This is a genomic window from Pseudoalteromonas sp. L23, from assembly GCF_021728455.1.
Classification (GTDB): domain Bacteria; phylum Pseudomonadota; class Gammaproteobacteria; order Enterobacterales; family Alteromonadaceae; genus Pseudoalteromonas.
The window spans coordinates 1-17,221 of record NZ_JAKKCW010000013.1 but is presented as its reverse complement, the minus strand read 5'-3'; the positions used below and the strand labels follow the sequence as shown (position 1 = coordinate 17,221).

The window sequence follows — 17,221 nt, the reverse complement described above, 5'->3', positions numbered from 1 at the left end:
TTTCCTACTAAAATGTTCTACTGGTTAGCCCCGTGCGTACGGGGGCGAAGTAGGACCAAAACACAGTTTCGCAGCCTGCTAAGGTGAGCGCATGGATGCGTGAGGGATGCTGCTTCACGGACGAATACAGCACATGATTCAGACCTGAATAACTCAGGTTTAGCCCCGTATGTACGGGGAACACTGGTCGAGATACTGGGTTTTGAACACGCTACGCGGTTTAGCCCCGTGTGTACGGGGAACACTTCAATTAAAACCTTATGTAGTAGTTCCGAGTCGGTTTAGCCCCGTGTGTACAGGGAACACTCGTGAATTAGTAATGTTTTCAGGTTTACTAGCGGTTTAGCCCCGTGCGTACGGGGAACACAGATGCAGAAAGATTGGCGGCTCTTGAAGCGGCGGTTTAGCCCCGTGCGTACGGGGAACACACAACCGAATCCCACGCAACGCCTAAAATACGCGGTTTAGCCCCGTGTGTACGGGGAACACACCCAGCAGTCTCGGCTGTGTGGTAACAGGTGCGGTTTAGCCCCGTGTGTACGGGGAACACAAACGTTTCGTGGTGGCGGTTCCTGAATTCAGCGGTTTAGCCCCGCGCATACGGGGAACACCCGCATTCACGGACTCATAAATGACGCCACCACGGTTTAGCCCCGTGCATACGGGGAACACGATGCAGCACCTGATTTTTTTGAAAACATAACCGGTTTAGCCCCGTGCGTACGGGGAACACGCATTCAGATTGTTGTCAGGGATATAACCAACCGGTTTAGCCCCGTGCGTACGGGGAACACCAAAAACACCAAAGCACCCACTAAGTTTAAAACGGTTTAGCCCCGTGCGTACGGGGAACACTTAAAATACATAAGCTATCATGTTGCTGATAACGGTTTAGCCCCGTGCGTACGGGGAACACCGCTGCTGGCTGGCCTAAACCACCCGTCGTTTCGGTTTAGCCCCGTGCGTACGGGGAACACTTTAATTGGGTTTCTTGTACTCTCGCTAATTACGGTTTAGCCCCGTGCGTACGGGGAACACGTGATTTTGCAGACTATAGCGCTCTACAATTACGGTTTAGCCCCGTGCGTACGGGGAACACTAGTTTGGCTCATAGCGTCTATGGCAACTTGGCGGTTTAGCCCCGTGCGTACGGGGAACACTCTCGTGTTACCTTTTGTGTTGGTTCTGGCGGCGGTTTAGCCCCGTGTGTACGGGGAACACGCTTACTCGGATGTCTATAAAGGTTTGCCGACCGGTTTAGCCCCGTGTGTACGGGGAACACGTTCTGGATAGATTCGGACACCCCGAGCATTATCGGTTTAGCCCCGTGTGTACGGGGAACACTCTTTGCTCTCGAGGGCAAAAAGCCAATCGAACGGTTTAGCCCCGTGTGTACGGGGAACACTTCATACGTTGATAAATAGAACTCATTGTTTGCGGTTTAGCCCCGTGTGTACGGGGAACACGTTTAAATTGCGTGGTTTCCGTAGGGTAAATGTCGGTTTAGCCCCGTGTGTACGGGGAACACCTCAATCTGCTCTTCAATTTGATTTTTGAGCTCGGTTTAGCCCCGTGTGTACGGGGAACACAGTTAAATCGTCATCGCTGGGCGGAGGACAATCGGTTTAGCCCCGTGTGTACGGGGAACACGGCCAAGCAACCGCCAGAATGATAATGAAAAACGGTTTAGCCCCGTGTGTACGGGGAACACATAACTAGACACTTCATCATAAGCCTTGATTGCGGTTTAGCCCCGTGTGTACGGGGAACACATCGTGATAAGCAATATGTAAATCACCCTCGACGGTTTAGCCCCGTGTGTACGGGGAACACTGAAACTCGGAATTAGAATAATTGTTTAACTACGGTTTAGCCCCGTGTGTACGGGGAACACCTTTGGTGCAAAAAACTAAGCAAGTTAAAAGACGGTTTAGCCCCGTGTGTACGGGGAACACTCACTGTATGTCACACTTTTGACACTCAGATCCGGTTTAGCCCCGTGTGTACGGGGAACACTCTAAAGATATATCACTGTTTCTATTAACAAAAATCACCATTGCAATTTTCACCAAAAATATTGGGTACAAATTCTACGTATGTTTACTCGGCTAAATTGTTAAAGATCGGGGGTTTCTCTTGAAATAATGTATAGCCAACAGACTAATAAACTTCACTATACTTGCTCAGCAAAATCGATGAGTTCCTGTCCTGTTAGGCGATAAATAATCCACTCGTTTTGTGCTTTAGCACCGATGCTTTCATAAAAGTCGATTGATGGTTTGTTCCAGTCAAGTACCACCCACTCAAAGCGACCGCAATCCTTTTGTAGTGCAAGTCTTGCGAGATATTTCATGATCCCTTTACCTGCACCAACACCGCGCTTATCTTGTGATACATATAAGTCTTCAAGATAAAGACCGTGCTTGCCAAGCCAAGTAGAATAATTAAAGAAATACACTGCAAACCCGATTGCTTCGCCATCTAGTTCACAAATAACGCTGTGTGCTCTGGCTTCTTTACCAAACAGTTTCTGTTCTATTTCTTCCACGGTATTGAGCACGGCATCTGGCTCTTTCTCATAAATTGCAAGTTCGTTGATAAAGTGCAGTATCGTCGCGGCATCAGCTACTTCTGCTGGGCGAATTGAAAGGCTCATAATGGCTCCTGTATGTAGGTTTTAGTCAGCTTAACAAATTGTAAAGGGGGATGACAGCACCTTTCAGGCAGCAGCAAAGTGAACAAACTCTCCAGCTCGTTCGTATAACAAGCCAACTGATTTTTATTATAGGACGAGGTTAGTATGCAAAGGGTCATCTTTGCCTTTTTGATGTTGCTATTCAGCACTCAGGGTTTCGCAAGCACCAGTACTCTTGTAAATCAATTTATAGAAAACCCTCAACAAGTCGGCAAAACAAGTCGAATGACCTATTTGTTTTGGGATGTTTATGATGCCAGCCTTTATGCCCCCCAAGGAGTCTACTCTCAAGATCAGCCTTTTGTGTTGGCATTAAGATATTTACGCGAGCTAGACGGCAAAGAGATAGCAAAACGATCACTGAAAGAAATAGAGAAACAAGGGTTTACTAACTCAAGTCAAGGTGAGCGATGGCTGGCAGAAATGGAAAAAATTTTTCCCAATGTCTCTAAAGGCACAATGCTATTTGGCGTAAGAACACCTGGGGGAACTACGCAGTTTTACCAAGATAAAAAGCTTATTGGCGAAGTGAAAGATTCGGAATTTACGACCCGCTTTTTCAATATTTGGCTCGGTGAAAAAACCTCCGAACCTGCCATGCGAGCTGAACTTTTGGGCCTGAAATGAGAATAATTAATGCTCCTTTTCCCTCAATTTCAACATCAATACTTTGTTCAACAAGACATAATAGAAGCAATAGCACTCAAAGAGGCCTCAAGCCTAAGGAGAAAACAATGCGCATCACTCTTGCAGTACTCACCTTACTTTTATTGTCGGCTTGCAGCTCCGGGATTGACGGTAAAAAGTACGCTACACTTAAACCGCAATTTGACCCCTACGAGTTTTTTGTTGGTGATGTAAAAGCGTGGGGAATAGTCCAAGACAGAGATGGCAACTTAGTTCAACAGTTTACTGTCGATATCAAGGGCTCTATTAACAACAAGTCTGAACTTATTTTAGATGAGTCCTTCAACTATTTGCTCGGCGACGGGGTTCAAACGCGAGTTTGGACTATTACAAAAGCTGCAGGCAATACATATACCGGCCGCGCCGACGATATCCTCAACTCAGCATCAGGCGAAACCTTCGGCAATGCAATGAATTGGCAGTATAGAATGGACCTACCCGTTGATGATACCAGTTATGAAGTACACTTTGATGATTGGATGTGGTCTTTTGACCAAACCACCCTTATGAACCGCTCTTATATCGAAAAGTTTGGTATTGTGATGGCCGAAGTAACAATATTTATGCAAAGGCAATAATAATTACGCCAAATCAACTTCAATTTAACCTTCTTACTCGTGTATTTGTCTACAATTTGTAGACAAATACACCGACTCCACTAAAATCCACACTATTCTCGTAGCACGACTAGTGCCCAACACTGAGAAGTGCTCAATAAAAAATGCCGCACCAAAAAGTTTTATTGCTGAGTAAAGCGCAAGAAACTGCGGCAAGATCGTAGCTAATAAGAACCAATAGGAACCCCCACCATGATAAAGAAGATACTAGCTGGAGCCGTAGCGCTTGCGCTTGTCGGATGTGTTAATACCGAAAATGAACAATCCAATAATGCGGCATTGACACAATCTGTGAAATATCCAATCACTAAAACAGGCACCGTTGTAGACAACTACTTTGGCACGCAAGTAGCGGATCCATATCGCTGGTTAGAAGACGATAAAAGTGCAGAAACCGCAGCGTGGGTAAAAGCACAAAACGAGGCAACACAGGCATATTTATCGCAAATTCCATATCGTAAAGACATCGAAAAGCGCCTCACCGAACTACTTGATTACGAGCGTGTTTCTCAACCTTTTAAACACGGCAACTATACCTATTTCTACAAAAATGATGGGCTGCAAAACCAAAGTGTTTTGTACCGCCAAAAAGAAGGTGGTGAGGCTGAGGTATTTTTAGACCCAAATACCATGAGCGACGATGGCACAACATCGCTTGCAGGATTAAGTTTTAGTAAAGACGCTTCATTAGTGGCTTATCAAATTTCCGAAGGTGGAAGTGACTGGCGTAAAGTGATTGTGCTAAACGCCGAGACTAAAGAGCAGGTTGGTGAAACGCTGGTAGACGTTAAGTTTAGTGGTATTTCGTGGTTTGGTAATGAAGGCTTTTACTACTCAAGCTATGACAAACCTAAAGGCAGTGAACTTTCTGCAAAAACTGACCAACATAAGGTGTATTACCACAAGATTGGAACACCTCAAGTTCAAGACAAGGTAATTTTTGGTGCCACTGATGCGCAAAAACACCGCTATGTTTATGGTGGTGTAACAGACGATAAAAAATATTTGGTGATCTCTGCTGCGGTATCTACCTCAGGTAACAAGCTATTTATTCGTGACTTAAGCAAACCAGATAGTGACTGGGTAACAATTTTAGATCATACCAACTCTGATACCAGCGTGATCCACAGTGAAGGCGACACATTGTTCCTAAGCACGAACTTAGATGCGCCGAACCGTCGTATCGTTAAAGTTAATGCGAAACAGCCACAACCAAAAAACTGGCAAGATGTGGTCCCAGAAACCAACAATGTACTATCGGTTTCAACAGGTTCAGGTTACCTATTTGCGACTTACATCAAAGATGCAATTTCATTGGTAAAACAATATGACTTCACAGGTAAGCTGATCCGCGATATTGCGCTTCCAGGTGTAGGCACGGCGAGTGGATTTAGTGGCGAAGAAGACGATGAAGTGCTCTATTACTCATTTACTAATTACAAAACCCCGAGATCTATCTTTACTTTTAATGCAAAATCTGGCGTCAGCGAATTATATAGCTCAGATAAAGTAGATTTTGATTCAAATGCTTACGTGTCTAAACAGGTTTTTTACACCTCAAAAGACGGTACTCGCGTACCGATGATCATCACCCATAAAAAAGGGCTGAAACTGGATGGTAACAACCCAACTCTGTTGTACGGTTATGGTGGGTTTAATGTCAGTCTTAAGCCTTACTTTAGCCCTACACGTGCAGCTTGGTTGGAGCTAGGTGGTGTTTATGCTGTAGCAAACTTACGTGGCGGTGGCGAATATGGCAAAAAATGGCACAAAGCAGGTACTCAAATGCAGAAACAAAACGTCTTTGATGACTTTATTGCTGCAGGCGAATACTTAGTATCTGAAAATTATACTTCAAGTGAAAAGCTTGCAATTAACGGTGGTTCGAACGGTGGTTTGTTAGTAGGTGCAACGATGTTGCAACGTCCAGATTTATTCAAAGTGGCTGTACCTGCGGTTGGGGTACTTGATATGCTGCGTTACCACACGTTTACTGCAGGAGCTGGCTGGGCTTACGATTATGGTACAGCGGAAGACAACAAAGAGATGTTTGAGTACCTGAAAGGTTATTCACCTGTACATAACGTAAAGGCTGGCGTAGATTATCCAGCAACCATGATCACAACAGGTGACCATGACGACCGCGTAGTACCTGCACACTCTTACAAGTTTGCAGCTGAGCTACAAAGCAAACACACAGGTCCGAATCCGACGCTTATTCGTATCGAAACCAATGCCGGACACGGCGCAGGCACACCAATAAGCAAGACGATTGAACAGTATGCCGATATTTATGGCTTTACGCTTTACAATATGGGAATTAAGTCTCTTTAAGCATAAGCCAAGCTTGAAAAGCCATCTGTACAAGCAGGTGGCTTTATTCAAATAAGAACTTATCTATGATCAGTTGCCAACAGTATGATTATATCGAGCTGGCGTGCCTAAAACGCCTAGTGGTTACTATTGAGATGAAAGGTGGTGAAGTTGTGCGTGGCAGCTGCAAAAACACGGCTATAGTCGACGCTCAGGAGTGTTTAGTTTTAGAACAAGAAAGCCAACCAGTCACCGTGGTGCTGACAGAAATTGCCAGTATCTCGGCCGATACTGACAATCCCTATTTTACTACATTAAGATTTTAGTGATAACGCCATAAAAACACTTAACGGGTTGTCGCGGTACATACCAAAGCGTTCACATCGCTCAAATCCCAAGCTCTCATAAAGACTTATCGCACTGGCTTGCTTAGAGCCGGTTTCCAGCCGAATAAGTGGGATCTGCGCTTCACCCGCATAGTGAAGCAAAATTTGCATAATACGTTTAGAAAGCCCTTTACCTCGATAGCTAGGTTTTACGTATAAGCGTTTAATTTCACCGTATAAGGTTTTATCAAACTGCTTTACAATCGCACCACACGCTACAATGCCCTCTTCATTTTGTAAGCCAACGGCATACACGTTAGGTTGGTTAATTTCTTCTATTGATAAAGACTGTGCACTTGCGATTGGATATAAGCTGTTCATAAGCTTATCGATTTCAGAAAACACCGCGACTACTTGTGGGTCATCTGACTTTAACTGAATTAATTGCATACCTGCCTCTGAGAAGTAAGGCCAATTTGTCCTGCGCCCATAAACTGAGCAATATTATTACTATTCTGACCGACGTCAAACTATACCGAGTTAGAAATAATAAGCAAATTATCGAGGTGAGATGATAAGCTGAATGCCTGCGGAAATTTGATAATATCGCTATAAAAATAAAGTAACAATCTGTTTTAAATAAATAAAATATAAGAACTCTGAACTGTTACAAAGTGTAAGGTGATGGTATGAATTAGATACTTTTAGGTAAATAAGAATTTTTCATTCTTATTCTGTCTGGCGAGCATCATGCTTTATCGCGCCGCTCTTAAGTATTGTTACTTTGGTTTCTACAGACTGTTTGCTCTTGCTTGGAAAGCTCAGTAAAGTCAGTAATAACAACACGCTTGTTAGCGCTACAATCAGCGGAATAGAGGTATGCGAACTTGTGTGTGATGCTCTATGGGGCATAAACAAACCTACGAAAATTAATTTGTCTTCCCTAAAAACCAATCCTTTTTAACCAAAAACAAAAATAGCACTTAGTTAAATATGATTACTTTTTATCACACCTAAACTTTTAGTGCTATATCACTTAAAAAAAACATCAAAAAGTATTAGGGCCTGTTTATCTTTCAAGTTTGTTTTTGCAGCAGTTTGATTGGTATTTATACAAGGCAGAGCCTGCGTAGCATAGTTGTTCTATGTGAGTCAGGCGATAACACAGTAGAAATGCCAATCAAGCGCTGCCCTTTGGGTTCACCTGAGTGCGCTTTGTTCATTGTTGCTCAACTTTTGCCTAGATTACTAGGCGGCAAGTCGAGCGTCGCGACCAAAACACACTCAGGAGAACAAAAATCAAACAGCAAAGGTCAACAGGCCCTAATTCAATCTTTTACCAATGACATTACTGTTCATTCACTTTCCACCTATCCAACTAACGGGCCTCAACCAAAGTTATTAGCTTGCAGCTTGAAGGTTGAACTGTTTATTCACTAAGCTTTGGTAAAGCGAAGAGTGTTGCATCAAATACTGATGATCTCCCTGTGACTCAATCTCACCTTTGTTAATGACGATAATATTATCAGCATCCATAACCGTACTGAGTCGATGCGCGGCGATAATTGTAGTACGACCTTTTTTTGCATTTTTCAGGGCAATTTGAATAGCTGCTTCACTTTGTGAATCAAGGCTTGCCGTTGCTTCATCCAACAGCAGCAATGCAGGGTCTTTTAATAGTGCTCGCGCTAATGCAATTCGTTGCCTTTGTCCGCCAGACAAAGTAATGCCACGCTCACCAATTTGAGTATTCAACCCATCAGGTAGTGTCGCTATAAACTCTGCTAAATCGGCCGTGGTAATGGCATGCTGTAATTGTTCATCATCTATTGCCTCAAAAGCACCGTAGACCAAGTTTTCATATAAGGTGCCGCACAACAGCGGGCTCTCTTGCGCAACGTAGCCAATTTGCGCTCTTAAATTGGCTCGGTCTAACTCTTCAACATTAAGCCCAGCAATTTCAATGTAACCACGTTGCGCCTGATAAAAGCCCTGCAACAAAGCAAAGAGTGTAGACTTACCAACTCCTGATGGCCCAACTATAGCGGTCGTTTTTCCACTTAAGAATTCACAGCTCAAGCTTTTAAATACCGGTTTATCATTAGCATAACTAAAAGATAAATTGCGAAAATAAATTGACTTATCAGTCAGGCTAATCGTATGACCACTTTCATTTGGTGGTGTCGTTGCTAAGATCTCATTAATACGAACGGCCGCTCCTTTTGCTTTATTAAAAGCGGCTACCACCATGCTTAACTGCCCCATCGGCAACACAATGTTCAGTAAAAACATAATAAACGCAACAAAAGCGCCTAGGGTCATCGCACCGTTGGCAACCCTTGATGCGCCAAACCCTAGTACTAACACTATCGAAGCCATGATCACTAAATTCACCAATGCGCCCATGGTAGCTAAGAGCGTATGTTCTGACATTGCGGTTTTATAGAGTGACTTCAATTCATTGTTATTATTTTTAGCTTCTGTTTTCTCTGCACCTTGTGCTCTTATTAAGCGGATATTAGCAAACAGCTCGGTTAACCTTCCTAGCATAGAGGCTTCAGTATCTTGTAATGACTTAGACAGATCCGTCAGTCTTACGGAAAACGGTAAGATAATCAGAAAACTAACCGTAACTGCACTGAGCATCACGAGTGTCATTTGCCAGTCTAAAAACCATAGAATAATAAAAGAACCAAATAATGAAACTACACCAGATATAAAAGATACAGACTGCTCACTCACTAGGTTTTCAATAATTTCAGTGTCTTTTACGATGCGATTCGCCGGCTCCCCAGCCCTTGTGTTATCAAAGAAAGAAACAGGCAAACGAATGAGGTGCTGAAAAAGGTCTCCGCGTAATTTAAGCTTTTGCTCATTGCCAATTTTACCCATGATATAAGTCATCAACCCTGTTAGCACAGCGGAAAATACTAATACCATAATTAATATGACTACCTGTTCATTTGAAAAATGACCATTTTCTCCAAGTTCTTCCAGCAGATTTTTCGTTTGCAAAGGCACTAATAAACCTAAAATACTAGAGATCAGTGTAAACAAAACCAGAGTTGATAGTAATAGGCGACTTGGCCGCGTACGCCTGACTAGTTGAATTAAAGATGATGTATTGTTCATAATTATTATGTCCCCGTTGAATAGACAACATAATAATTGACCAAACTTTAAATTTAGTCAATTTAAAATTGACCTATTGGTCATTTTTAAATTGACTGTATACTGCAATGTGAACAGGAGGAGCTATGTCTGATAAGCGGAAATTAATACTAGCATGCGCGGAGCAGTTACTTTTAGCTGAGGGCGATAGTGCCTTTAGCATGCAAACTATCGCCAATAAGGTGGGCATTTCGAAAGGTGCTATCTACTTACACTTTAAGTCAAAAGACGAACTACTATTAGCCGTTTTTGAGAGTCAAACAGCGGATCTGCTGGATAAAATAAGAGCGATATTAGAAAGTGATAAATTGACTCCAATTGCCAAGTTAAAACAACAAATCCGCTTCCAGCACGAAGATTTACAGCAGTACCAAGCGATGTTTCAACTCTTATTGCAGGAGGAGTCACTAAGCTTTTCAAATAACTTGATCATGTTCTATCAAGAGTTTCGCTTAACGTGGCTTACGCTACAAGAAGGCTTTTTACTTGAAAACTATGGCGAGCAAGTTCGTCCATGGAAAACCGATCTCGCGATGACGCTTGATGGCATTATAGCTAACTACCTTTCGCTTCCCGTGATCGAAGGTATTGATTTCGACACTGAAAAGCTGGTTAATTGGGTAGTCTCATGTATGGACTCAATTTGTACAGCGCTACCAAATCAAGCACTGTTGCCGGTATTAACCGAGCAGGACTTCCCGTCCCAAAAAGAGATCGAAGCCAAAAAACGACAACTCCACGAACAAAAAATCCAACAAGCTTTTATACAGCTCCAAGAAAAGTCTCAGAAGCTAAAACTCACACCACAAAAGCGTGAGATCGTAGACCACACAATCGCTCTATTGGAAGCTCAACTACAAAGTAAAAACCCCGATACCGTATTAATCAGGGCACTTATCGCAGGACTTAGAGACTACAGGGGGTTAAATACTCAGCGCCAGCTACTCGCAGAAAGACTCAATGTAGAGGCGGTGTAATCCACTGAGTAATGTGGTACTCGTACGGTTAGAGGAAAGCAAAATCTTGCTTTACACTGCTGACTATTTTTCTTTTAAGAATAAGACTCTCTTAATCAATCCATCGACGACTTCATAGGTCGCGATGGCTTTATAATTTGATTTATATTCCTCACCATCACGCATTAGACAAAACTCTATAACCTCAGTATCTACAACAAAGCGCCCTTGGATCTCTCTGTTACTTATTTTGGCGCTCAGGCAAGTGACCCTATTAAAAAGCTGTGTATAGGTTTTCTTCAGTTTTTCTTTCCCGGAATACGCTATTCCACCAGGAAAGTAGTGAATTTCTACATCATCGTGATACGTTGCGACGAATGCATCTATATCTCGCTTGTTATAGGCCGCTACCTGTTGCTCAACAATCGCGGTGATATTCTCCTCATTAGTCAGGTCTTGCTGTGCATAAGCTTGGCCACTATACGTAAGTGCGTTGAGTGAGCCTGCGATGACCACTGATAAATAACGTTTCAACTTGGAATCCTTTTATTATTTTTAACCATATCACCCTTTTTGGGGTACAAAGACATATTACAGTTTATAGACTTGATATAGCAAATCGCTTAGTCTCAACGTGAAATCCGTCATCGTTTATAGCCGATTCTTTCTAAGCCATTCGCTCAGTTCAGTATTACCGTGCGCATCGGTATGCCTGTGGGTCTCATGAATACGGTACTTAGACTCGAACTTCTACGATCTACAAGCTTTACACATTCTTCTAAATCTCACTAGATTGACCACAAATCCAGCAAGTTAATCATGAACTGCTATATTGTTTTATGAGGATATTATGGGGGGATACGATGCTAACAGCACTAAAAGACAGTATGCCAATTTTGATTGTTACATCTGAGTGGTATGTCAGTCACACAACCGCCGTTGCGGAAAAGCTGTTCGCTCCCGTCGATAACGTCATCAATAAACACCTTGAAGACTTATTCATCTTTCCTTTATGCGTAGAAGAACAGCAAAAGACGATTGCTGATGGTTCTTTGATACAAGTGTCGTTGCGCACATCACCAAACGTACAATTTTTGCTGTCGTTTTATGATGTTCGCAGTAACGAAATATTTGTACATATTGCCGAGCTCTCTACTTATTATTGCCAAAATCCATTAGAAGACGAACAAACTCGAATTTTGCGCCACGCCGTTAACAGCGCAAACCTAGGTGTTTGGTGCTACGACCTCCTAAACAAGACTGCGTATTTTTCTCCTAAGTTCAAATCACTGATAGGTCTCCCGGCCTCAGCAGAGCTTGACTGGGACACCTTAAAAAGCATGATTTACCAAGAAGATCAGCCGCTATTTGCCGAGCTACTCGCTCACCATATTGAGCAAGGACTTATGCTGCATTTTGAGTTCCGACTTGAGGTTAGAGGAACAATTCATTGGTTTGAATTTAAGGGAGAGCAAGTTAAGTATTGTATTCGCACACACAGTGTTTATGGGATTTTAGCTGACTGTACTCACGAAAAAGATATGTTAGTCGCATTACATGATGCAGAAGAAAGTAAAGAACTTGCGATGCAAGCGGGGAAAATAGGTACTTGGCGAGCAATACGAGTAGCGAATCAATGGATCTGGAATTGGGATCATCAGGCCAATGATATTTTTAAACTTTCGGAAGACGATATTGGCAATTTACACCTCTGGGAAGCAAGCCTTCACCCCGACGATAAAGTACGTGTTACGCAAGCGCTAGAAGCCTCATTGAATTCAGGCAAAATCTTTGAACAGCGCTATCGCGGCCTGCTTAACGACCAGGACATTGTTGTAGTGTATGCCAAAGGTGTTGTAGGACTTGATGAACAGGGTCAGCCAGCACGTATTGATGGTGTTGTTATCGATCAAACCGATGTATATATTGCCCAGAAAAAGCTCCAACACATTAATCAAGAGTTAGAACAACGCGTCGCAGAGCGCACCGCCGATCTTGAAGCCGCGATTATTAAAGCCGAGCAGGCCAATCGCACTAAATCAGACTTTTTGTCCATGATGAGCCATGAACTCAGAACCCCAATGAATGGTATTATTGGCTCCTTAGATCTCATGGCGCTCTCAGATCTAGATGAAGATAACCAAGAACTCTTAGAAACTGCGTCTATTTCAGCCAATAATTTAGTCTCAATATTGAACGACATTTTAGACTTAGCCAAAGTTGAACAAGGGAAAATGGAGCTTGAAAGCTACCCATTCTCCCCTTCCAAAATGCTCAATAACATTATCAAAACCTTCGAAGCCCACGCGCGCGACAAATCAGTAAAATTAACGGTGCATGAGGACATAAAGCTACCGCTAGAAGTGATTGGCGATGAAAATAGAGTGCGGCAAATTATCTTTAACGTTGTCAGCAATGCCATCAAATTTAGCGTTGCAGATAGAGAAGGCGGTGCGAAAGTCACCATCAATGTGCACTGGGCGTGCGAGGGCGTAGCCTTATCTCACTTGATATTTAAGATAGAAGACAATGGTATTGGCATTGCACCGGAAGTCCAAAAGAAACTGTTTACCCCCTTTACACAAGCCGAACGCTCTATCACGAGAAAGTACGGCGGCACCGGATTAGGGCTTGCAATATGTGGCAAGCTTATTGACTTAATGGGCGGCAAGGTCGCCTTAAAAAGCAAATCCGCTGAAGGCTCAACTTTCACCATTACCATTCCTATTTGGCGTCCAAGAACACAGCAGCAACCCAATATTATATTTAATACGCTTTATTGGTTAAGTGATGCGCCTTGGCAGAGTTCGTTGGCGCTGACTCAGTTGTACAATGCCTGCACGCATTTTTGCAATGAGATCAAAGTCATCGAGTCACCCAGTGAAATCAAAGAGACTGACGATACTGCACTTGTTCGTGCTGTCACAACGCAAGCCGCCCCCTCTGCAGAGCAAATACGCTCACCTATTCCAGAGTTAGTATTTGTTGATGAAAAGGCGTTTGCTAACTTGAACAGTACAGCGTTAACCACACCAAAACCAATTGCACCGCAGACTCAATACGCTATCGGCCAATTATTGAGCAAGCTGAAAGTAAGTCAGCAAAGTGACGAGACTGATTTAGGTGAATTAAACGATCTCAGTGAACTAGATGCGCTCCTTTCACTAGACGATAAAGTATCTAGCCCTACCGATGATGAATCGGATACTAGTGGTAAGCAGCATATACTCCTTGCCGAGGACAACCCCTTTAACCAAAAACTCATCGTCAAACAGCTTTCTAGACTTGGAGTTTCCTGTGATATCGCCAATAACGGCAAAGAGGCCTTGGCGATGTATAAAAGCCAGCAATATCAGCTTTTGTTGACGGATTGCCATATGCCGGAGATAGATGGCTATGAATTAACTAAGTTAATTCGCGCATTTGAGTCCAAAGAAGAGCGCAGCGCCATTCCTATTGTTGCCGTCACAGGCGCTGCTATGAAAGGGGATAAAGAGCTTTGTTTAGATAGTGGCATGAATGACTATGTTAGCAAACCGGTGCGATTACAAGAGCTTAAAAACACCTTAGGTAAATGGTTAGATATGGACTTTACACAATGAGCAAAACCCTCAACCCTCAGGTGCTTATCGATTTAATCGGTGATGATTTTGCTACGGCGAAAAAGTTTTACACCGACTTTCTAGTACAATCGAAATCTAGTTGCGCAAAAATTAAAACTGCTTACCAAACTCGTGCCTTTCAAGCGTTAAAAGACGAAGCCCATTACCTCAAAACCTCCGCAAAAGCAGTGGGTGCAGAGGTACTAGCTGAACATCTACAGGCGTTAGAGTATTCGGCACTTGATAACAACACCACTGAGTGCGCCGAAAAAATAAAAGCGATACACCATGAGATCGGCAGCGAGTTTGTTCGAGAATTAAAAGCCTATTTAACCTCTCAGTCGCAAAATTAAAGCGCAATCGGCTGCTCAGCAAGCACCGCTTTGAGTCCTGCGCGTTCGAACTTCACAACATCTTCTTGATGCTGGTAGTGATAGACCCAAATATTTTTAATGATGTCTTCACGATAGCTCATCAACAACTCATTAAGGGAGCAGTGACTGGGATTGTTTGCAAGACCGCAATCATGAAAAATAACTTCGCCGTTACTGACGTGATGATGGAGCAGCTCAGGAATAGCTTTGGTATCACCACTGTAAAACAAGCTACCTGGGAGATGTAACGAAAAAGCGCTATTGGGCTCATGATGACGAACGGCATAACTATGTATACGTTGCCCACGATGAAGAAAGCTTTCTGAAATTGGATATAAACGGAAAACCTGCCATACGCCGCAAGTCCCTTCGCTCAGTCCGGTGTACGCGAGCATATTACACAACCCAACGATTAACTCTGCTGGGGCATATAACGTGATTTGGTGCTGACTCAATGCAGCCTGAAAGTAAAGCTGCTCCAATCCACTAACATGGTCATAATGAAGGTGGGTGATAAACACAGCATCGGGTAATGACGAAAAATGCTTTTTATAACGCGACACCGTATCAAAGCCACAATCTATCAATAACCAAGGTAGGCCTTTATGGGTCAATACACAGGCAGAGCACCCGAGAGTTGCAGCGCTGGCGGCACTTCCAACTCCTAAAAAGACTGCTGCGTCTGGTTTACAGTGACTATCAACGAATGATTTCGGATTGACAGCGTGTAGCTTGGTCGTGTCTTTCATTGCACTGTTAGGAAAATAAACAAACAATAGTGCCAGACTACATTGTCGAATTTACAACCACATGACAGTCATATCTGCAAACTTTTGGTTCAGCTCACTATTTGATTTCGCTATTTTGACCACTCAAAAGTTCGCTACCTTCTTAATCTATTGATTTTTTTATATCTTCATTCTGGTATAACTATTGCTGGATGATAACATCATGTCATCACCACTATGGAAAATAACAACAATGAAAAAGCTCTTCACCAGTTTAGCTGCACTTAGCCTTTTATCTGGCTGTGTTGTGCATATCTCTCCAAGCGCAGCAGCAACCAAAACACTCCATAAATCTTTGCAACTCAACGCTGCAGACATCAGCAAACTTGATGCAAATACCACCTCGGGTAATATCCAGATCATTGGATACGACAATCAACAAGAGATCCAAGTGGAAGCCTCCGTGTTAACCACAGAAGCAGAAAACTACCAACTTACACTGGAAAAATCAGGTGATACCGCCATATTGGTGGCCGACTCAGATACAAGTTCTGGTGTACAATGGTATCGCAATAATAGCCCTAGAATTGACTTAACCATCACCATGCCAAGCCAACTTGCGCTAACACTTGATGACAGTTCGGGGGATATAGCCATCAAAAATATCAAAGGTTTTATCAAACTAGATGATGGCTCTGGCAATATAACGTTGGAAGGTATTCAAGGTGCTGAAATTGATGACGGCAGTGGCAATATCCATATCACTAACGTCCAGCAACTTGTTATCGACGATGGTTCTGGCGACATAACTATAAAGGGATTAGTCGATACACTAGAGTTGGAGGATGGCTCGGGTAATATTGATGTGACTGGCGGCACAGATATCAAAATAGAAGATGAGTCTGGCGATCTAACCCTTCGCGATTTTAGCGGTAACGCAGATATCATCGATGGCTCTGGCTCACTGGTTGTTGAAGGCGGACGCAATATTAAAATCGATGATGAATCCGGTAATATTCGAGTTCGTCACGCCCAAGGCGATGTCACTATCGTTGATGGTTCGGGCAATACGGATATCGAAGCAGTTAAGGGCCATGTTCAAATAGAAGACGGTGCTGGAAATATTCGTGTGGTAAATGCCGGTTCCTTGACCATTACCGAATCAGGTTCAGGCTCGGTGAAAATAGATAGGATAGCTGGGGCCGTAAAGCTAGATGACTAGCTGAATCATTTTAGTGTGGAGCAATATACGATTGCTCCACAGTCAGTAAAGTTCAACATTAACTCGAAACTATGTGTAACTCTTGACAGGTTTCTACGCCCATCCATGGGCTTCTTTGATGCCTAATGACAAGGCACTCTCTCATCCCCCAACAAACTTAACTTCTCGGCGGGTAAACCGTCTCCTACAACACTATTTGCACTGTGAATTAGGAAGCATTCTGCGATGATAGCTTTTGCAATGCTTTAAAGCAGCTTAATCGCTAAAATCGTAGACGATCTCACAAGCAACTTATTCCCCCTCCATCACAACCGAAAAGCATAAGTCGATATGCAATGTGCCGACAGGATGTCGGCCAAGCCTTGTCTGGCATCATGGACGTGCCTTACAAGACGGTTGCGATACCAATTGTATTAGGTAAATGAGCAATTTGAAGCGGAGAAATAGCTTTAGTAGCTAGGCAAAAATTTTGCTATTTAGTTGTTCTAAATGAGAAATTTTTAACGACGCTAATATGGTATTTCACCCTT

At 43.1% G+C, this 17,221-nt stretch carries 13 protein-coding genes and 1 CRISPR repeat array; of the genes, 8 read left to right on the top strand and 5 right to left on the bottom strand.

The window, feature by feature from the left end; all coding sequences use genetic code 11:
• Positions 1-155 precede the first annotated feature (155 nt).
• Positions 156-2,016: direct repeats of the CRISPR family, unit length 29 nt; unit sequence CGGTTTAGCCCCGTGTGTACGGGGAACAC.
• Positions 2,017-2,173: 157 nt separating this feature from the next.
• Entirely contained in the window at positions 2,174-2,656 is a 483-nt protein-coding gene (locus L3V43_RS18575) for a GNAT family N-acetyltransferase (RefSeq protein ID WP_010603960.1), read from the bottom strand.
• A gap of 144 nt (positions 2,657-2,800) precedes the next feature.
• On the opposite strand from L3V43_RS18575, the gene L3V43_RS18570 reads away from it, so the two are divergent.
• From L3V43_RS18570 to L3V43_RS18555, 4 genes are all read left to right on the top strand, one after another.
• Positions 2,801-3,322, top strand: coding sequence for a chalcone isomerase family protein (locus L3V43_RS18570; RefSeq protein WP_102058221.1), 522 nt, complete (start codon positions 2,801-2,803; stop codon positions 3,320-3,322).
• 107 nt (positions 3,323-3,429) lie between these two features.
• Positions 3,430-3,960 carry a DUF3833 domain-containing protein gene (locus L3V43_RS18565; RefSeq protein ID WP_237117195.1) on the top strand — a complete coding sequence of 177 codons (531 nt, stop codon included), beginning with the start codon at positions 3,430-3,432 and terminating at the stop codon, positions 3,958-3,960.
• 231 nt (positions 3,961-4,191) lie between these two features.
• Positions 4,192-6,333, top strand: a complete 2,142-nt coding sequence (locus L3V43_RS18560; protein WP_237117196.1) for a prolyl oligopeptidase family serine peptidase — start codon at positions 4,192-4,194, stop codon at positions 6,331-6,333.
• Positions 6,334-6,398: 65 nt separating this feature from the next.
• Positions 6,399-6,638, top strand: a complete 240-nt coding sequence (locus L3V43_RS18555) for a Rho-binding antiterminator (protein ID WP_237117197.1) — start codon at positions 6,399-6,401, stop codon at positions 6,636-6,638.
• Here the strand turns inward: L3V43_RS18555 and L3V43_RS18550 are convergent.
• A complete protein-coding gene (locus L3V43_RS18550) occupies positions 6,627-7,088 on the bottom strand; it encodes a GNAT family N-acetyltransferase (RefSeq protein WP_010603965.1) in 462 nt (153 codons plus the stop codon). The genes L3V43_RS18555 and L3V43_RS18550 overlap by 12 nt on opposite strands.
• A 951-nt stretch (positions 7,089-8,039) precedes the next feature.
• On the bottom strand, positions 8,040-9,770 hold the full coding sequence (locus L3V43_RS18545) for an ABC transporter ATP-binding protein (RefSeq protein WP_267135075.1): 1,731 nt from the start codon (positions 9,768-9,770) through the stop codon (positions 8,040-8,042).
• A 125-nt stretch (positions 9,771-9,895) separates the two neighbouring features.
• Between L3V43_RS18545 and L3V43_RS18540 the strand changes: the two genes are divergently transcribed.
• On the top strand, positions 9,896-10,786 hold the full coding sequence (locus L3V43_RS18540; protein ID WP_010603967.1) for a TetR/AcrR family transcriptional regulator: 891 nt from the start codon (positions 9,896-9,898) through the stop codon (positions 10,784-10,786).
• A 63-nt stretch (positions 10,787-10,849) separates the two neighbouring features.
• Here the strand turns inward: L3V43_RS18540 and L3V43_RS18535 are convergent, their stop codons facing one another.
• Entirely contained in the window at positions 10,850-11,299 is a 450-nt protein-coding gene (locus tag L3V43_RS18535; protein ID WP_206471703.1) for a nuclear transport factor 2 family protein, read from the bottom strand.
• A gap of 329 nt (positions 11,300-11,628) precedes the next feature.
• On the opposite strand from L3V43_RS18535, the gene L3V43_RS18530 reads away from it, so the two are divergent.
• Together L3V43_RS18530 and L3V43_RS18525 are read left to right on the top strand one after the other, a co-directional pair.
• On the top strand, positions 11,629-14,367 hold the full coding sequence (locus L3V43_RS18530) for an ATP-binding protein (protein WP_102058215.1): 2,739 nt from the start codon (positions 11,629-11,631) through the stop codon (positions 14,365-14,367).
• Positions 14,364-14,720 (top strand): Hpt domain-containing protein, encoded by a 357-nt coding sequence (locus L3V43_RS18525; RefSeq protein WP_010603970.1) that lies wholly within the window; start codon positions 14,364-14,366, stop codon positions 14,718-14,720. The genes L3V43_RS18530 and L3V43_RS18525 overlap by 4 nt, the downstream gene beginning before the upstream one ends.
• Here the strand turns inward: L3V43_RS18525 and L3V43_RS18520 are convergent.
• A complete protein-coding gene (locus tag L3V43_RS18520; protein ID WP_102058214.1) occupies positions 14,717-15,490 on the bottom strand; it encodes an MBL fold metallo-hydrolase in 774 nt (257 codons plus the stop codon). The genes L3V43_RS18525 and L3V43_RS18520 overlap by 4 nt on opposite strands.
• Before the next feature lie 232 nt (positions 15,491-15,722).
• Between L3V43_RS18520 and L3V43_RS18515 the strand changes: the two genes are divergently transcribed.
• Positions 15,723-16,691: a DUF4097 domain-containing protein gene (locus tag L3V43_RS18515; protein ID WP_237117199.1), complete on the top strand. Its 969-nt coding sequence runs from the start codon at positions 15,723-15,725 to the stop codon at positions 16,689-16,691.
• Positions 16,692-17,221: the final 530 nt, after the last annotated feature.